The sequence below is a fragment of the Chondromyces crocatus genome, assembly GCF_001189295.1.
GTDB classification, from domain to species: domain Bacteria; phylum Myxococcota_A; class Polyangia; order Polyangiales; family Polyangiaceae; genus Chondromyces; species Chondromyces crocatus.
In genome coordinates this window covers 9,094,286-9,108,946 of the sequence record NZ_CP012159.1, presented here as the reverse complement: position 1 = coordinate 9,108,946, position 14,661 = coordinate 9,094,286, and the positions used below count along the sequence as shown (strand labels likewise).

14 protein-coding genes are annotated in these 14,661 nt (G+C 70.0%); 7 read left to right on the top strand and 7 right to left on the bottom strand.

Features of this window, described 5'->3' with window-relative positions; genetic code table 11:
- Positions 1-195: 195 nt before the first annotated feature.
- From CMC5_RS32820 to CMC5_RS32810, 3 genes are all read right to left on the bottom strand, one after another.
- On the bottom strand, positions 196-660 hold the full coding sequence (locus CMC5_RS32820; RefSeq protein ID WP_050434098.1) for a PaaI family thioesterase: 465 nt from the start codon (positions 658-660) through the stop codon (positions 196-198).
- Between the two features lie 151 nt (positions 661-811).
- The gene (locus CMC5_RS32815; RefSeq protein ID WP_050434097.1) at positions 812-1,405 is read right to left on the bottom strand and encodes a TetR/AcrR family transcriptional regulator; all 594 of its coding nucleotides are present in this window, start codon (positions 1,403-1,405) and stop codon (positions 812-814) included.
- A gap of 325 nt (positions 1,406-1,730) precedes the next feature.
- Positions 1,731-2,636 carry an SDR family NAD(P)-dependent oxidoreductase gene (locus CMC5_RS32810; RefSeq protein ID WP_050434096.1) on the bottom strand — a complete coding sequence of 302 codons (906 nt, stop codon included), beginning with the start codon at positions 2,634-2,636 and terminating at the stop codon, positions 1,731-1,733.
- Positions 2,637-2,697: 61 nt separating this feature from the next.
- Here CMC5_RS32810 and CMC5_RS48735 point away from each other — a divergent pair, with 61 nt between their 5' ends.
- Positions 2,698-3,378, top strand: a complete 681-nt coding sequence (locus CMC5_RS48735; protein WP_050434095.1) for a TetR/AcrR family transcriptional regulator — start codon at positions 2,698-2,700, stop codon at positions 3,376-3,378.
- A 23-nt stretch (positions 3,379-3,401) separates the two neighbouring features.
- On the opposite strand, the gene CMC5_RS32800 is transcribed toward CMC5_RS48735, so the two are convergent.
- The gene (locus CMC5_RS32800; RefSeq protein WP_050434094.1) at positions 3,402-4,259 is read right to left on the bottom strand and encodes a class I SAM-dependent methyltransferase; all 858 of its coding nucleotides are present in this window, start codon (positions 4,257-4,259) and stop codon (positions 3,402-3,404) included.
- 118 nt (positions 4,260-4,377) lie between these two features.
- On the opposite strand from CMC5_RS32800, the gene CMC5_RS32795 reads away from it, so the two are divergent.
- Together CMC5_RS32795 and CMC5_RS32790 are read left to right on the top strand one after the other, a co-directional pair.
- Positions 4,378-4,803, top strand: coding sequence for a VOC family protein (locus tag CMC5_RS32795; RefSeq protein ID WP_050434093.1), 426 nt, complete (start codon positions 4,378-4,380; stop codon positions 4,801-4,803).
- 20 nt (positions 4,804-4,823) lie between these two features.
- Complete coding sequence (locus CMC5_RS32790) at positions 4,824-5,369, top strand: AAA family ATPase (RefSeq protein WP_050434092.1); 546 nt, start codon at positions 4,824-4,826, stop codon at positions 5,367-5,369.
- Here CMC5_RS32790 and CMC5_RS32785 read toward each other — a convergent pair.
- Entirely contained in the window at positions 5,335-6,612 is a 1,278-nt protein-coding gene (locus CMC5_RS32785) for an SMI1/KNR4 family protein (protein WP_050434091.1), read from the bottom strand. The two genes, CMC5_RS32790 and CMC5_RS32785, sit on opposite strands and share 35 nt — an antisense overlap.
- 215 nt (positions 6,613-6,827) lie before the next feature.
- On the opposite strand from CMC5_RS32785, the gene CMC5_RS32780 reads away from it, so the two are divergent.
- The 3 genes from CMC5_RS32780 (at position 6,828) to CMC5_RS32770 (ending at position 9,896) form a co-directional block, all read left to right on the top strand.
- Positions 6,828-7,181, top strand: coding sequence for a YciI family protein (locus tag CMC5_RS32780; protein ID WP_050434090.1), 354 nt, complete (start codon positions 6,828-6,830; stop codon positions 7,179-7,181).
- A gap of 123 nt (positions 7,182-7,304) precedes the next feature.
- Positions 7,305-8,585, top strand: a complete 1,281-nt coding sequence (locus CMC5_RS32775) for an RNA polymerase sigma factor (RefSeq protein ID WP_050434089.1) — start codon at positions 7,305-7,307, stop codon at positions 8,583-8,585.
- A 171-nt stretch (positions 8,586-8,756) separates the two neighbouring features.
- The gene (locus CMC5_RS32770) at positions 8,757-9,896 is read left to right on the top strand and encodes an NADP-dependent oxidoreductase (RefSeq protein WP_050434088.1); all 1,140 of its coding nucleotides are present in this window, start codon (positions 8,757-8,759) and stop codon (positions 9,894-9,896) included.
- A 145-nt stretch (positions 9,897-10,041) separates the two neighbouring features.
- Here the strand turns inward: CMC5_RS32770 and CMC5_RS32765 are convergent, their stop codons facing one another.
- Together CMC5_RS32765 and CMC5_RS32760 are read right to left on the bottom strand one after the other, a co-directional pair.
- A complete protein-coding gene (locus CMC5_RS32765) occupies positions 10,042-12,570 on the bottom strand; it encodes a DNA polymerase domain-containing protein (protein ID WP_050434087.1) in 2,529 nt (842 codons plus the stop codon).
- 127 nt (positions 12,571-12,697) lie between these two features.
- On the bottom strand, positions 12,698-13,606 hold the full coding sequence (locus CMC5_RS32760) for a LysR family transcriptional regulator (protein ID WP_050434086.1): 909 nt from the start codon (positions 13,604-13,606) through the stop codon (positions 12,698-12,700).
- A 277-nt stretch (positions 13,607-13,883) separates the two neighbouring features.
- Here CMC5_RS32760 and CMC5_RS32755 point away from each other — a divergent pair, with 277 nt between their 5' ends.
- Complete coding sequence (locus CMC5_RS32755) at positions 13,884-14,624, top strand: SDR family NAD(P)-dependent oxidoreductase (RefSeq protein WP_050436262.1); 741 nt, start codon at positions 13,884-13,886, stop codon at positions 14,622-14,624.
- Positions 14,625-14,661: the final 37 nt, after the last annotated feature.

Genomic DNA, 14,661 nt, shown 5'->3' with positions numbered 1-14,661 from the left:
GTCGCGGGGGTGCGTGGGGTCGGGTGCGTCCGCGCCCTCGCTCCCGCCCCGAGACGCCGATGGTTGCTACGAGCTGGCATGCGCTGCAAGCGTGCGAGGCCTTCGAGGGGCGTGCTGCTCCAGAGGGGAGACGGTGCAGGTGAAGAGGGGTCTCGCCACCGACCCGCGGGCATGGCCCCTGATGGCGCCGGGACGTCAGCGTCCTTCGGCGGCCTGGCCGCGGAGCACCATGCAGGTGCTGTACACCCGGGCCACCAGGCTGCCCTTGTCGTCTTCGACGGTGCACTCGATGAGTCCGAGGGTGCGCGTTCGCTTCACCACCACGGCGGAGGCCTTGATGTGTGCCTTCCAGATGGGCTTGAAGAACTTCACCGTCAGGTCGAGCGTGGTGAAGCTCTCGTCGTCTTCGAGTGTCGTCGCCATCGCCATGCCCATGGCGGCGTCGGAGAGGTCGCACACCACCCCGCCGTGCAAGGTTCCCATCGGGTTGGCATGCTGCGGGCCGGTGTCCATCTCGGCGACGGTGCGGCCGAGGTCGATGCCGCCGATGGTGAAGCCCACGAGCTTCGCGATGCCGGGTGGGGGGAGTTCACCGCGCGCGAGGCGCTGGATGTCGTCGAGGTGCTTCGTCGTCTTCGGAGGGCGGATGGCTTCGGTCATGGGGTCTCCTGCGGGGCACGCCGGACGTGTGCGGGCGTGCGAGGTCCTTCCCCCGCGTCGGTGGGGGGTCGTGTGCCGGTGGTGTCGTGGTGGTCTCAGGGCGCGCAGGTTGCGCAGGCTGCGCAGGTTGCGCAGGCGAGCGTGACGAGCGTCATGGCTCGGCGCCGGCGCGTGCGGCGAAGGCGCCGAGGGTGCGGCAGGCCTTGATCATCTCGTCGGAGAGGGGGCTGCCGCGCAGGGCGCGGGCCAGGCTCAGGCCCCCGTACATCATCGCGAGGAGCCCGAGGGCGATCGTCCGACGTGGCAGGGGGCCTTCGGGCGGCAGGTGCTCCTCCAGGCCTGTGGTCATCTCTTCGAGCATCTCGCGCACGGACTCCCGGTGCTGGGGCGCCGTCGTGCCCACCTCGCCGACGACGGCAGGGAGCGGGCAGCCGCGGTCGATGTCGTCCCGGTGGCGTGCCGACAGGTAGCGCTTGAGGACGATCTCGGCGCGCGCCTCCTTGGGCTTTGCGTCGAGCCTGCCGAACAGCTCCGCGCGCAGTGCGGCGCTGGTGCGCCGGATGGTGTCGTCGATCAGGGCCTCTTTCGAGGCGAAGTGGGCGTAGAAGCCGCCGACGGTGAGGCCCGCTCCCTTCATCACCTCGGCGACGCGGGCCCCGGCAATGCCTTTCTCCCGGAGCAAACGCGCCGCCGACGCGAGGATGTTCTCGTGGGACCTGTCCTTCTGCTCGACCTTGGCGTTCACGCGCTGCCTCCTCCTCGGGATCGTAGCGCCAGCATCGCGAGCACGCCGAGGTGCTTCGACGCGAGGGCACTCCAGGTACTGGTCGCAAGCGCGGCGAGGAGAGCCGCGGCGATCGAGGGCCAGAGGGGCCCAGGGACGAACATCGTATGGCCATCATATGATGATGATCATGAGAACTGTCAAGGCAGAGGTGGCGATCTCAGCGTCTGATCTCGGCGGCCGGTGAGGGACCCGTTCGGTCGTGGGCTGCTCGGGTCTCGGGGTCAGGTCGAGCGAGCCGGCTCGGGTCGAGGCGCGTGGTTCGGTCGAGGCACGGCTCGCTGACTCAGGTCGAGGCGGGAGGGAAGGCGAACCCGCGCGCTCGGGCCAGGGCCTCGGAGAGGTGCCACGTCCTCTCCGTGAGCGCGGGGTCGTGGCGGATGGGCACCGGCTCGAAGCGGCCGGGGTTGTAGATCACGGCGCCTTTCGCGCGGCGCGTGTCCGCGTCGAGCAGCAAGCGGATGACGTTCCTGGCGGCGCTCTCGGGGGTCTCTGCGAAGAGCTGGTAGAGGACCCGGATGTACCAGGGGAAGTCGCGGACGGTGGCGGTCCGGGTCATGCCGACGCAGGCGATGGTGGCGGTGACGGGGAGGTCGTGCCAGCGGCGGGTGGCTTCCTGGACGTGCAGGTAGCCGAGCACCTGGGACGACATGAGCGTGGGCAGGAGGGACCACCTTCGCCGCGTGAACTGGAGGTCGTCGAGGTCGGGGACGAGCTTTGCTGGGATGGGCTTGGCGCCGACGTGGATGATGCGCCCGTCGCCGGAGGCGACCAGCGTGGGTAGCAAGGCGCGGTTGAGTGCGTAGCGGGCGAGGTACTGGAGGCCGAAGGCGCGCTCGAAGCCGTCGGGCGTGTCGACGCGCTGGGGGGCGGCCACCATGGCCGTGTGGACGAGGCCGTGGAGGGCAGGGCGCCAGGCGCGGATGGCGTCGGCGGCACGAGCGACGCCCGCCAGCGAGAGGAGATCGGCCTCCAGGAACGTGACGTCGGCGGCGCCCGCGTCCCGCACGCGCTGGGCGGCCCGCGCGCCTCGGTCGGGGTCGCGACCGGCGAGGAGGATGGCAGCACCCCGCGAGGCGATGGCCGTCGCCGCGGCGAGGCCGATGCCGGAGGTGCCGCCGAGGAAGGCGATGCTGGCGCCCTGGAGGTCGCGCTCGGGGGGCGTCTCGGGAGAGGTTCGAGCTGGCTTCATGCCGCTGAAATCTAGGTCGCACAGGCTGGACCGTCAGCTTGCGTTCGGGAACGATGCGGGCATGGCGAGAGGACGCACGACGGAGCTGCGCCGCACCCCGAAGCAGGATCGGTCCCGGGAGACGGTGAACGTGATCTTGCAAGCAACGACTTACATTCTCATCCGGGAGGGGTACGCCGCGCTGACGACGAACCGGGTGGCGGAGCGGGCCGGCGTGAACATCGCGTCGCTCTACCAGTTCTTCCCGAACAAGGAGGCGCTGGTCGTGGAGCTGGAGCGGCGTCACGTGGCCCGGACCGACGCGGTGATGGGCGAGGTGCTGCGGAAGCACACGGGCAAGGGGGGGAAGGCGAGGCTGCGGACGCTGGTGAAGGCGTTCATGGCGGCACAGGCCGTGGAGCCTGCGTTGCAGCGGGTGTTCGCGGAGGAGATGCCGAGGATCCGGAGCCGCAGGCCGCCGACGGCGGGAGAGCGGTGCGCGGCGCAGGCGGGGGCGTTCTTCGCGTCGCTGGGGGTGGCGCTGCCGAACCCGGAGCTCTCGGGCTGGCTGCTGGCCACGGTGTGCCACGCGGTGATCCTCCAGGGCTTCGTCGAGCGGCAGGACGACGTGCTCTCGGGGGTGCTGGAGGATGAGCTGGTGCTGCTCCTGGAGCGCTACCTGGGGCTCCCCGAGCAAGCCAGGCTCTCCGAGCAAGCCAGGCCTCGGAGGCGCCGCGCTGTCTCCGCGCTGGCAGAGGTCTGATCAGGAGGGCTGGCGGCCTGGGCTCATGGGGCGAGGCGTGTGCCGGTGAAGATGTGGACGCACGCCGCCATCCGGACGACACCTTGCTGCTCGTGCTCGGAAAAGCGCTCCGTGAGCGCCTTGCGGGCCTGCTCGCGCGCCGCGTCTCCATGCTGAGCGAGCAGCTCACCGAATGAGAACGCGGCGAGCGCGAAGCTGGCCGCCTCCGCTGCCGGAAGGTGGTCGCCCATGGCCAAGGTCCCACGCCAGTCCTGCACGGCGAGTTCGCCGAAGCCCGCTCGTTCGAGCAGGGCGAGCAGCTTGTCGGCCTCGGCGTAGCGGAACGGCCCGGGCGCGTCGGGCTCCGGCGCGGGGATGTCGACGATCTTCGCGATCACGTCGCGCAGGGTGAGCATCCACGGGTTGTCGGCTTGGCGGCCCCAGGCCGCGAAGGCGAACCGACCGCCGGGGGCGAGCCACTGGGCCAGGTTGGCGAAGGCCGCGGGCGGATCGGAGAAGAACATGATGCCGAAGCGCGAGACGAGGCGATCGTAGGGCCCTTCGGGCGGTCGCGCCGTCGACATGTCGGCGAGGTGGAAGACGACCCCGCTGCCATCGGCCAGTGCACGCTCGCGCGCCACGTCGACCAGGGGAGGCGAGACGTCGAAGCCGTGGACGATGCTTCCTGCTGGGGCTCGGCGCAGGAGTTCCAGGGAGGTGCCTCCACCACCACATCCGATGTCGGCAATGCGGCGAGGGCCGTCGAGGTCCAGCGCGCGGAGCAAGGGCTCTTCCACGGGCCGGAGCATCGCCTCCATGCCCGAGAGCTGAGCACGCCACTTCTCGCCACGTGCGCCGGCCCAGTCGGACGCTGCGAGGGACTCGTTCGTTTCGTTCGCCATCGCCGCGTCGTAGCGCGCAACGGAGACCGGATGAAGGGCGTGGTTTTCGGTCGCCTGGCGAGGTGTTCGAGTGGGGATGGGCGGTGCCGGGAGGCACGTTGTGAGGGCCGGGGGAGGGATGTTACGGTCGGCCGTGTTCGATCATCTCTCGCTCGGCGTGGCGGATCTCGAGCGGGCCGGGGCCTTCTACGACAAGGTGCTCGCTCCACTCGGCTACGTGCGTCTGTGGCGCAGCACGAGGGGCATCGGGTATGGCCCGGCGGGCTTCGTGGGCGAGGCGCCGCTGGCCCTGGTCCAGACCGGGGCGGAGGCGCGAGCACCCGGGCCGGGCTTTCACCTCGCGCTCGCCGCACCTTCACGCGGGGCGGTGGACGGGTTCCATGCCGAGGCGATGGCGGGGGGTGGCGTCGACGAAGGGCCGCCCGGCATCCGGGAGAACTACGAGCCAGGCTACTACGCGGCGTTCGTGCGTGATCTCGATGGGTATCGTCTGGAGGCGGTGCTGCACGAGCCCGTCGAGGCGCAAAGCGACGAGCCCGGCTGACGCCGGTCTGGTTCGAGGTCATGCGCTCGTTCTCGGTGATCAGTGGAGGGCCAGGGTCGGGGAAGAGCACGCTGATCGCGGCGCTCGGCAGGGCTGGCTTTCGCACGTCGAGCGAGGTGGGGCGCCGGATCATCCAGGAGCAGGTCGCGATCTCGGGCAGGGCGTTGCCGTGGGTGGATCCCGTGCTGTTCGCCGAGATGATGCTGTCCTGGGAGATCCGAGCGTTTCATGATCACGCGGCGAGGGCGGGGCGGGTCTTCTTCGATCGGGGCGTGCCGGATGTGATCGGCTACCTGCGGCTGCAGGGGCTGCCCGTCCCGGCGCACATGGAGAAGGCCGCGGCGCTGTTCCGCTACGCGCGCCGGGTCTTCCTCTGCCCGCCCTGGCCCGAGATCTTCACGCGAGACGAGGAGCGAAAGCAGTCGCTGGAGGAGGCAGAGCGGACCTACGCCTCGATGGTGATGACCTACTCGGCGTGCGGCTACGAGCTGCTCGACGTGCCCAGGGGCACCGTGGAGGAGCGGGTCGCGTTCATTCTCGGACGCGGCGCCGGCGCCTCGGCGTAGGGGAGGATCGAGGGGGGCGCAGGTTGCGATGAGCGGCGTGTGGCTCCGTGGACGCTGGCCTCGGCTTTTCGAGGGACGGGGGAACAGAGATGCCGCTCGCAGCGAGCAAGGTGGGCAGCCGCAGATGGGCGTCGCACAGCCGCTCGATGAAGTCGGCGAAGGAGTCGGCGATGCGGGTCGCCCTCGGCGCATCGTCTCCCTCGATCCAGAACACGGGCCGCGGATCGCGCAGCGTGGCCGTTGCGTCGAAGGCGAGCGCCCCGTACCCGTCGATGTCGCCGAACACGAAGGGGGAATCGAGGCCCTCGACGGGGACCGCGTCGAAGTGGTCGTGGTCGATGGACTCGATCGGAGCGACGAGGAGTGCCGGGGCGTCGTTCTCGGCGAGGACGGTCAGGCCATTGGTCTGCGTCAGGAACCACAGGTACTCGGCGGGAAGTGCGGCGCCGTAGCCAGCGTGCCGTGTGCCCGCGAGGTGTTGCAGGGCGGCGCCATCCGACGTCTGTATCCGCACCTCGACCTGGCCGTCTCCAAGGCCGCCGTTCTGGTGCCACCAGCTGATGAGCGCGGGGGGATCCGAAAGGAGGTCCGTCACCCGCGCGAACGCAGCTTGCACGGCGGCGAGCCTGTCGCTTCCAGGCAGGTCCAGGTGATCTCGCTCCGGCTCCAGCAGCACGCCCACGCGCCCGGCGATGGCGGCGACGAACTGCGCGCCGGCGTCTCCCTCGCGTCGCACGCACTCGTCACGCCACGCGAGGAGCGCCGCGCGTGCCTCTTCTGCCAGGACGCTCAGGCCCGCGCGCTCCGCGGGCGGGACCTCCATCCCGAACACGTCCGGTCCCTGGTGTTCGAGGCCGTGCACCCCGCGCGCAAGCTCCTGCACGATGCGCCCGATGCTCCCCTCCACGTGAGCGGCTGGTCGTCGCTCGTCGATCTGCGCCTGCACCCAGGCGGCGCGGTCCAGGGCGGAGAGGGGTGGAGGCGGTGGAGGCGGTGGCGACACGTCCGGTTTCGCGTCCGGCGGGGGCCTGGCCTCGCTCGGCGCCGAGCCGTCCACGATCTTCCAGGCGATGGCATGGTTGCGGTCGCGGGCCTCCTGCTCGGGCGTCATCAGCCTGGCGATGGCTGCGGCGACATCGCCGTCGGTCGCCGTCAGCGCTGCCTTGGCCTCGGCCAGCGACACCTCGACGCGCGCACGCACCTGGCGAATTTTCGCGATCGATACGGGGTCGTTGTTGCTCATGCCTGAAGGCCTCCGGGAGGAGCGGTCGCTGAGGGGCGTCTGGTTCTACGTGGGTCGACCTGACGTCACAAGCCGCTCCCAGAGGTCAGGGACATCACCTCATCCCACGAGAGAAAAAAATCGACCGAGGTCTGTCGATCCGAGGCCTGCTCGCGTGTCGTGGGGGTGGAGACGGCGCCGCAGGGGCGCCGCGTGACCCAGGAGACAAGAGACCGATGCAGTACATGATCCTCGTTTATGACGACGAGTCGCTCTGGGCGAACATGCCGGAGGCCCAGTCGCAGCAGCTCTTCGGGGAGTACAACGCGTACACCGATGCGATGGAGAAGGCGGGCATCCTGCGCAGCGGTAACGCCCTGAAGCCGGTGGCGACGGCGACCACGGTCCGCATCCGTGAGGGCAAGACGCTCACGACCGACGGGCCGTTCGCGGAGACGAAGGAGCAGTTCGGTGGCTACTACGTGATCGAGGTGCCGGACCTGGAAGAAGCGTTGAAGTGGGCCGCGAAGTGTCCGAGCGCGCCGCTCGGGTCGGTCGAGGTGCGGCCGGTGATGAATTTCGAGATGTGATCGGAAGGGAGGTCCCGGGCCGTCACGGCGCGGTGCGTGGCGGCGGGTGGGCCTCCCGCCGGTTTTGTCTCGCGTGGTAGGTTCGCGGCCGAGGGGCGCCCGTGGGGGCGCGTCCTCGGCGTCGTGCGATCCGAAACCACCATCGAGCAGGTGTTCCGACTGGAGGGGGCCCGTGTCCTCGCCGGGCTGATCCGTGTGTGCGGGGGTGATTTCGAGCTGGCGCAGGACGCGCTGCAGGACGCCTTCGAGAAGGCGCTGACGGTGTGGGGGGCAGAGGGCGTTCCCGTGCGTCCGGCGGCCTGGCTCACGACGGTGGCCCAGAACCGCGCGCGGAACCTGCTGCGGCGCAAGCGTGGAGCGCCGCAGGTGTCCGGAGAGCTGCCAGAGGTGGCGGCGCTCGAAGCGTTCGATCGCGAGGAGGCGCTGGATGGGCAGCACCTGCCGGACGATCGGCTGCGGCTCCTGTTCACGTGCTGTCACCCGGCGCTGTCCCGCGAGGCGCAGGTGGGGCTCGCGCTGCGCACGGTGTCCGGGCTGTCGACGGGGGAGATCGCGCGGGCGTTTCTGGAGAGCGAAGCCACGACGGCGCAGCGGCTGGTGCGGGCGAAGCGGAAGATCAAGGAGGCCGGGATCCCTTACGCGGTACCGGCGCCCGCGGACCTGCCAGAGCGCCTCGGGGGGGTGCTGGCGGTGGTGTACCTGGTGTTCAACGAGGGGTACGTGGCCTCGTTCGGCGAGGTGCTGGGGCGGCGGGATCTGGTATCGGAGGCGGTGGCTCTGGGCCGGCTCCTCGTGGAGCTGCTGCCGGAGGAGCCCGAGGTGCTGGGGCTCGCGGCGCTGATGCTGCTGCACGATGCGCGACGGGAAGCGCGGCTTGGCGAGGAGGGGGCGCTGATCCCGCTGGAGGAGCAAGATCGGTCGCGCTGGGATCGAGGGGCGATCGCCGAGGGGCTCTCGCTGCTGGACCGGGCGATCGCGTTGCGACGGGCGGCACCCCGGGAGGTGCGGTCGCAGCCGGCCGGGCCGTATCAGCTCCAGGCAGCCATCGCGGCACTGCACGCGCAAGCGACGACACCCGAGGCGACGGACTGGCCGCAGATCGCGGCGCTGTACGGGGCGCTGCTCCGCGTGGCGCCGTCCGCGGTGGTGGAGCTGAACGCGGCAGTGGCGGTGGCGATGGCCGGCAGGGCTGCGGAAGGGCTTTCGTGGCTCGATCGGCTGGCCGCGCGGGAGGAGCTGGCGAGCTACCACCTGCTGCCGGCCGCACGGGGAGAGTTGCTGCGGCGGCTGGGGCGCCAGGAGGAAGCGCGCGCGGCGTACACCGCAGCGATCGGGCTGGCGAGGAACGCGCAGGAGCGAGCGTACCTGGAGCGGCGGCTGGGGGAGCTGGGGACGTCGGCATAGCGCTCCTCCTGCGGTGAAGCTGTGATGTGGGGAGGCGCATCGCGCGCTCGGGGTGGCACCATCGAAGGGCTTCGTCGCGTGCCTTGCAGGCACAGGCGCCGTGCCCGCGAGTCGGTTGCTTCGCTCGTCTCTGGACGCTACGTAGGCCCTTCAAACGAAGGGAATGCGAACATGATGGACGACCTCGCCGGCGCGCTGCGCGCCCCCTGGATGGCTGCGGTGTGCTCTTGCCTGGTGGGCATTCTTTCCTGCGCGGCCCCCGCTGCAGAGACTCGTCCGTCGGAGCCGGTTCAACCGAGCGAAGCCTCGCCGAGCGCAGCGCCGGTGGCACCGGCGCCACAGCTGGAGCCGAAGCGGGCGATGATGAAGGCGATCCGCATCCATGCCGTGGGAGATGCGGACGTCATGCAGCAGGAAGAGATCCCGCGGCCCGAGCCGAAGGCAGGTGAGCTGCTCGTTCGCGTCATCGCGGCCGGGGTGAACCCCGTCGACGCCAAGATGCGGCAAGCCACCCGCAAGGATCTGAGGGCGCTGATGGAGAGTCGGCTGCCGTTCGTGCTCGGGCTGGATGTCGCCGGGGTGGTCACGCAGGTGGGCGAGGGGGTGTCGCGCTTCAAGCAAGGGGACGCGGTGTATGCGTTCCTGGATCAAGCGCGCGGGGGTGGCTACGCGGAGTACGCGATCGTGAAGGAAGGGGAAGCCGCGCTGAAGCCCGCGTCGCTTTCGTTCAAGGAGGCGGCTGCGGTGCCGCTGGCGGGGCTCACGGCGTGGCAAGGTCTCTTCGAGACGGCGTCCCTGGAGAAGGGGCAGACGGTGCTCATCCAGGGAGCATCGGGCGGGGTCGGGGTGTTCGCGGTCCAGCTTGCGAAGGCGCGCGGAGCGCGGGTGCTGGCGACGGCGTCGACGCGCAACCAGGAGCTGCTGCGCGAGCTGGGGGCGGACCTGGCGATCGACTACACGAGGACGAGCTTCGATCGCGTCGTGAGGAACGTGGACGTGGTGCTCGACAACGTTGGCGGAGATACGACGAAGCGTTCGATCGACGTGGTGCGCAGGGGAGGGTTCCTGGCGACGCTCCTGGAGGCGCCGGACGCCGAGGCGCTGAAGAAACGAGGGATCCAGGGAGCCAGGGTGCAAGCGCACCCCGATGCGGCGACGCTGGAGAAGATGACGGCACTCATCGAGGAGAAGAAGGTGCGGCCGCTGGTGTCGGAGACCCTTCCCCTCTCGGAGGTGCGGACGGCACACGAGATGATCGCGACGAGGCACACACGGGGAAAGATCGTGCTGGTGGTGGCCGAGGAGCCGTAGCGGCAGGGTCAGCGTTGCTGGAGCGTTGTCGTTGTGTGCTGATAGAACCTTCGATTCACTTCAGCGCAAGCGAATGCCGTCGCGAAGCATTCTCCTCTGGCCTGTCGGGTCGCAAGGTTCGCCGGGGAATGGCTCCGGCGTCTGTTCAGCCCGGGGTCGCGGTGGTCTCGACAGGCGATTCTGCCTCGTCGCGATGCTCCTGGGGCTCTTGCAGGACGGTGAGAATGGGCCGGGCCCCCGAGAGGCATGGCGTGAAGAGCGACGGTTGTCCGGGATCGTCGAAGACCGCCGCGAAATCTGCCGGGGTCAGCGCGCGCGCCAGCCGGGCCGCGAAGGTCTCGCGCAGCTGCCGTGTGTAGTACTCGACGTCATAGTCCCGCGGATCACGCGAGGTGCGCTCCGAGCCCTGCCGGCCCTCGAGGGCGTCGCCGTCCTCTTGCTCGCTCTCCTCGGTTGCGGGCGTCGGCAAGAGACCGGCACGCCCTCCCGTCGCGCGGTACACACGGATGCGCTCCCCGATGGACCAGTGGGTGCGGCCATTCGCCAGCATGGCCTCGTAGGGCAGCTCGCGCCGGCGCGTGCGCGTGGCGATGTACTGGCTCGACGCCTTGGTGAGCCGGACGCGGGACGCCACCTCGTGGGTCGGGATCGTCCGGCGACGCAAGGCGAGCACGGTGCTGATGTAGGCTTCCCTGACGCCAGGGATGTCTCCGGCCAGAAGACAGCGCAGCGCGCGCCGCAGAAAGTCCTCCCCGAAGGGCTCCGCCCGCCTGGATCGGAACGCCACGCCGCGCAGGAGGAGCGGTCCGTCGTAGGGCTGGAGCGCGTAGTTCTTCGGCTCGTGCGAGAGCATCGCGGCGTAGCGACCGTCGAATTCGAGGTGCACGCGGGGAGGGAGCAGGGCCGCGACCTCGGAGACGACGCGCCGCTCGTCGGCCTCCTCCCAGGCTGGCGGGACGGAGAAGTACACCCCGTCCGTGTCGGCTTCGAGCAAGGTGACCCCGCGGGCGGCCAGCTCTCGGCAGAGGAGGCCCAGCACCTCGCGGCCGTGCCGGGTGACCTCGTTCGCGGCGTGGACGTCGGCGAAGCGGGTGAGGCCGACGGCGCCCAGGTAGCCGTAGGCGGAGTTGACGACGAGCTTCATCGCGGCGGAGAGGGCCTCGTGGGTATGGCGCTCGGGGGAGCCGGGAAGCGCCGCGCGGGCCCGCGCCTTGGCGTCGAGGCGCTGGTCGACGAGGCGATCGACCAGCGCGAGGAGCACGCCGAGGCGGTCCCGGCGCGGGCCGATGCGGTACTCCCGCATCAGGGAGGGGTAGAGGCTCGCCACGTCGGCCTTCACCACGTGCTTCGCCACGCCGGTGGCGAACAGGTGGAGCGCTGCGCCGCTGTGTGAAGTGCCATCGCCCGGCTCGTGGGCGGGGAGCGCGGCCCCAGCCCGTAGATACGCCCGGACGAGGAGCGGATCCAGCACGCCCGTGGCTGCTCCCGCGTCCGCGAGGCGCTCGTAGCGGCGTGGCGCCATGCGCGCGAGGGCGAACGCTGCGCCGCCGAGCAGACGCGCGAGGCCGGCGGCCTCCTTGACGTCATCGCAGGCATACCGTCGGACCCGCTCGGGGTCGGTCCGGAAGACGTGGTGGATCCGGGCGCCGGTGATGAGTTCACGGTCGGGCCCCGCCAGGCCGAAGTGTCTGGCGACCGCCTTGAGGCCATGGCCGGGGAGATCCCGCGCGGAGAAGTCGTGGCGCAGGACGGCGTCCATGGTGTCGATCAGCTCGCGCCCGGGCACGGTGTAGCGTGTCCGGCGCTGTCGATCGGTGCGAGCGCCGCCGTTCTGGCCTGGAGCCGCCCCGTTCGTCGCAGGAGCGTCGCTCCTGCCGCCCAGCGAGGCACCGCGCGCCGAGGGGCGCTGCCGGAGGCCTGGCGCGCCCGCTCGGCCCAGCGCGAGCGGCACGCCGAGGTGCTGGGCGCGGCGGGCGAGGAAGGGAAGATCGAAGCCGTGGAGGTTGTGGTTCTCGATGACGTCGGGATCCCAGGCCTGGATCCGGGCGACGAGCCGCCCGAGCAGGTCGGCCTCTGCCTCGTCGTCGTCCTCGTCGCCGTGCACCTCGAGGACCTCGGTGCTGCCATCCGGAGCGCGGAGCGCCACCAGGAAGATGCGATCGTGCTCGGGATCGAGGCCGGTGGTCTCCAGGTCGAACTGCAAGCGGTGCAGCGCATCGAAGGGCAGGTCCCGGAAGTACGTGCGGCCGGAAGCGATCAGGTACTGCTCCTCGGGCGGCATCACGAACACCACCTCGGGAGGGAGGTCGCGCAGGTGCTGGAGCGGTCGGCCGAGGCGTCTCGCCGCGCCTTGCAGGATGGCGGACGAGAGGGTGCGGCCGTCGTCGGCGCGGATGACGTAGCGGAGCGCGCCCGGTCCTTCCAGCTCCTGGTACGTCACCCGATGCGGCGCTGGCCCGTCCCCCTCGGGCCGCAGCCGTGCGCCGAGGTGGCCGAGGTCCTCCAAGGAAGCGAGGAGCAGCCAGGGGCGAAAAGACAGGTCCTCTCGAACGAGGGCGTCCGTCTCCGGGAGGCGCCGCCAGACGATGGCCCGTCCCTCGGGCTCGGCCCACACCGAGACGATGCCAGGCGTGGGATCCCAGCCCCAGAGCCATTCGTCTTCCTTGCGGTTCACGCCCTTCTTCCTCGTCTCTCGTCGCGCCAGCGCGTCCCTGACACTGCGAGCCTGCAGTGCCGTCGTGACACGAGCATGTCAGGTTTTCGAGGAACCATCCCGCCTCATCCGCGCTCTGGCTCGGCATTCAACGGGTCAACTCGACGACGTAGTCCAGGAACGCACGGACCTTGGCCGGGGGGAGCTTCCGCGACCGGTGGTACGCGTAGAGGGGGAAGCGCTCCTCCGCCCAGTCGGGGAGGAGCTGGATCAACCTGCCGTCCTCGAACATCTCCCGCACACAGATCTCGAGGAACTGGGAGACCCCATGACCTCCGAGGCAAGCCGCCATCAGGCTGTTCACGTCGTTGGTGGCGAGCCGGCCGGTCACGGGTACGGGCACCACCTTTTTCCGACGGTGGAACTCCCACGCGAAAGGGCGCCCGGTGCTGGGGTTGCGGAAGAGGAGACACTCGTGGCCGTCGTCGACCAGGGATCGAGGCCGTGCGGGGCGGCCCCGCCGAGCGACGTACGCAGGAGAGGCGCAGGTCACGACCCGTGATTGCGACAGAAGCTTGCAGGTGAGGCTCGACGGCTCCGGTTCGCCGAAGCGGACGGCGACATCGAACCCGTCCGCGTCGAGATCTCCCATCCGATCCCGGATGAGGAGATCTACCGAGAGTTCCGGGTGTGCAGCAAGGAATGCGCCTATGCGCGGCGAGAGGATGTAATGGCCGAACGTCGCGTCGACGTTGACGCTCAGCTTCCCACGAGCGGAAGCCGAGGCCCCTGCGGCCTGGTGGGCCGCATCCTCCAACCCGGTGAGCAAGGGCGCGACATCGTCGTGGAACCGGCGCCCCTCCTCCGTGAGGTGCACCGCGCGCGCGGTGCGATGAAACAAGCGCACTCCGAGGCGCTGTTCCAGGCGTGCCACCGCGCGGCTGACGCCTGACTGGGTCATGTGCAGCGCCTCCGCGGCGCGCACGAAATTGCCAGCTTCCACGACGGCGACGAGGACTCCGATCCCGTTCAGCAAGCGTGGATCAAACGTCGTCATGACTTCCTGTCACGCTGAGAGTGACCATTAGGCGTTGGTGCGATGGTCGGTCAAGGCCGTAGGGTGATCGGCAGATGGGCCCTGGGGCCCGTCGCATCGCGAGCACCACGCGCACTGGTGATCGACGCCGGCACACCGCGACATTCGTGTGTGCTCCGGCGATCGCGCTGGAGCGCGCCGGGAAACGCTCGACCAGGCTCGGTTCGCGCTCGTCGCCACCCCGACGAGAGCACCGGCGACCCATGGCAGCAGGAGAACCTCGATGAGCGGCATTCAGATGAGCGGCATTCAAGGGAAGACCATTGCAATCACGGGAGCGAGCAGCGGCATCGGTGAGGCCGCGGCGAGGCTCCTCGCAGAGAGAGGGGCTCACGTCGTGCTCGGCGCCCGTCGCACGGAGCGGCTGGAATCGATCGCGGCGGCCATTCGAGAGGGAGGTGGCAAGGCAGAGATCCACCCACTCGATGTCACCCGGCGCGAGCAGGTGGAGGCCTTCGTGCAGTTCGCGGTGCAGCGCACCGGGCGCATCGACGTGCTCGTGAACAATGCGGGCGTCATGCCGCTGTCTCTCGTCGAGCATCTGAAGGTCGACGAGTGGGACCGTACGATCGACGTGAACATCAAGGGTGTGCTCTACGGGATCGCGGCCGCGCTACCCTTCATGAAGAAGCAAGGGGCGGGTCAGTTCGTCAACATCTCGTCCGTCGCAGGGCTTGTCGTGGTGCCCGCGGCCGCCGTCTACTGCGCGTCCAAGTTCGCGGTGAGGGCCCTCTCCGAAGGGCTGCGCCAGGAAATCGGCCGTGACATCCGGGTCACCCTCGTCTCGCCTGGTGCCACCGAATCCGAGCTCGCCGAGAGCATTTCCGATCCGGAAATGAAGCAGCGAGTGATCCAGGATTACCGGCGAGAGATCCTTCCCGCAGCCGCCGTCGCGCGAGCGATCGCCTTTGCCATCGAGCAGCCGGGCGACGTGGATGTGAACGAGATCGTCGTGCGCCCGACGGCGCAGGGGTACTGACCTCCCGAAGCGACACGTTCGAACGGGGTATCCGCGC

Coding starts and splice junctions, on each gene's coding strand:
- CMC5_RS32800 (WP_050434094.1), bottom strand. CDS start 4,259: ATGGCGAACGAAACGAACGAGTCCCTCGCAGCGTCCGACTGGGCCGGC.
- CMC5_RS32790 (WP_050434092.1), top strand. CDS start 4,824: ATGCGCTCGTTCTCGGTGATCAGTGGAGGGCCAGGGTCGGGGAAGAGC.
- CMC5_RS32795 (WP_050434093.1), top strand. CDS start 4,378: ATGTTACGGTCGGCCGTGTTCGATCATCTCTCGCTCGGCGTGGCGGAT.
- CMC5_RS32820 (WP_050434098.1), bottom strand. CDS start 660: ATGACCGAAGCCATCCGCCCTCCGAAGACGACGAAGCACCTCGACGAC.
- CMC5_RS32810 (WP_050434096.1), bottom strand. CDS start 2,636: ATGAAGCCAGCTCGAACCTCTCCCGAGACGCCCCCCGAGCGCGACCTC.
- CMC5_RS32755 (WP_050436262.1), top strand. CDS start 13,884: ATGAGCGGCATTCAAGGGAAGACCATTGCAATCACGGGAGCGAGCAGC.
- CMC5_RS48735 (WP_050434095.1), top strand. CDS start 2,698: ATGGCGAGAGGACGCACGACGGAGCTGCGCCGCACCCCGAAGCAGGAT.
- CMC5_RS32780 (WP_050434090.1), top strand. CDS start 6,828: ATGCAGTACATGATCCTCGTTTATGACGACGAGTCGCTCTGGGCGAAC.
- CMC5_RS32785 (WP_050434091.1), bottom strand. CDS start 6,612: ATGAGCAACAACGACCCCGTATCGATCGCGAAAATTCGCCAGGTGCGT.
- CMC5_RS32760 (WP_050434086.1), bottom strand. CDS start 13,606: ATGACGACGTTTGATCCACGCTTGCTGAACGGGATCGGAGTCCTCGTC.
- CMC5_RS32770 (WP_050434088.1), top strand. CDS start 8,757: ATGATGGACGACCTCGCCGGCGCGCTGCGCGCCCCCTGGATGGCTGCG.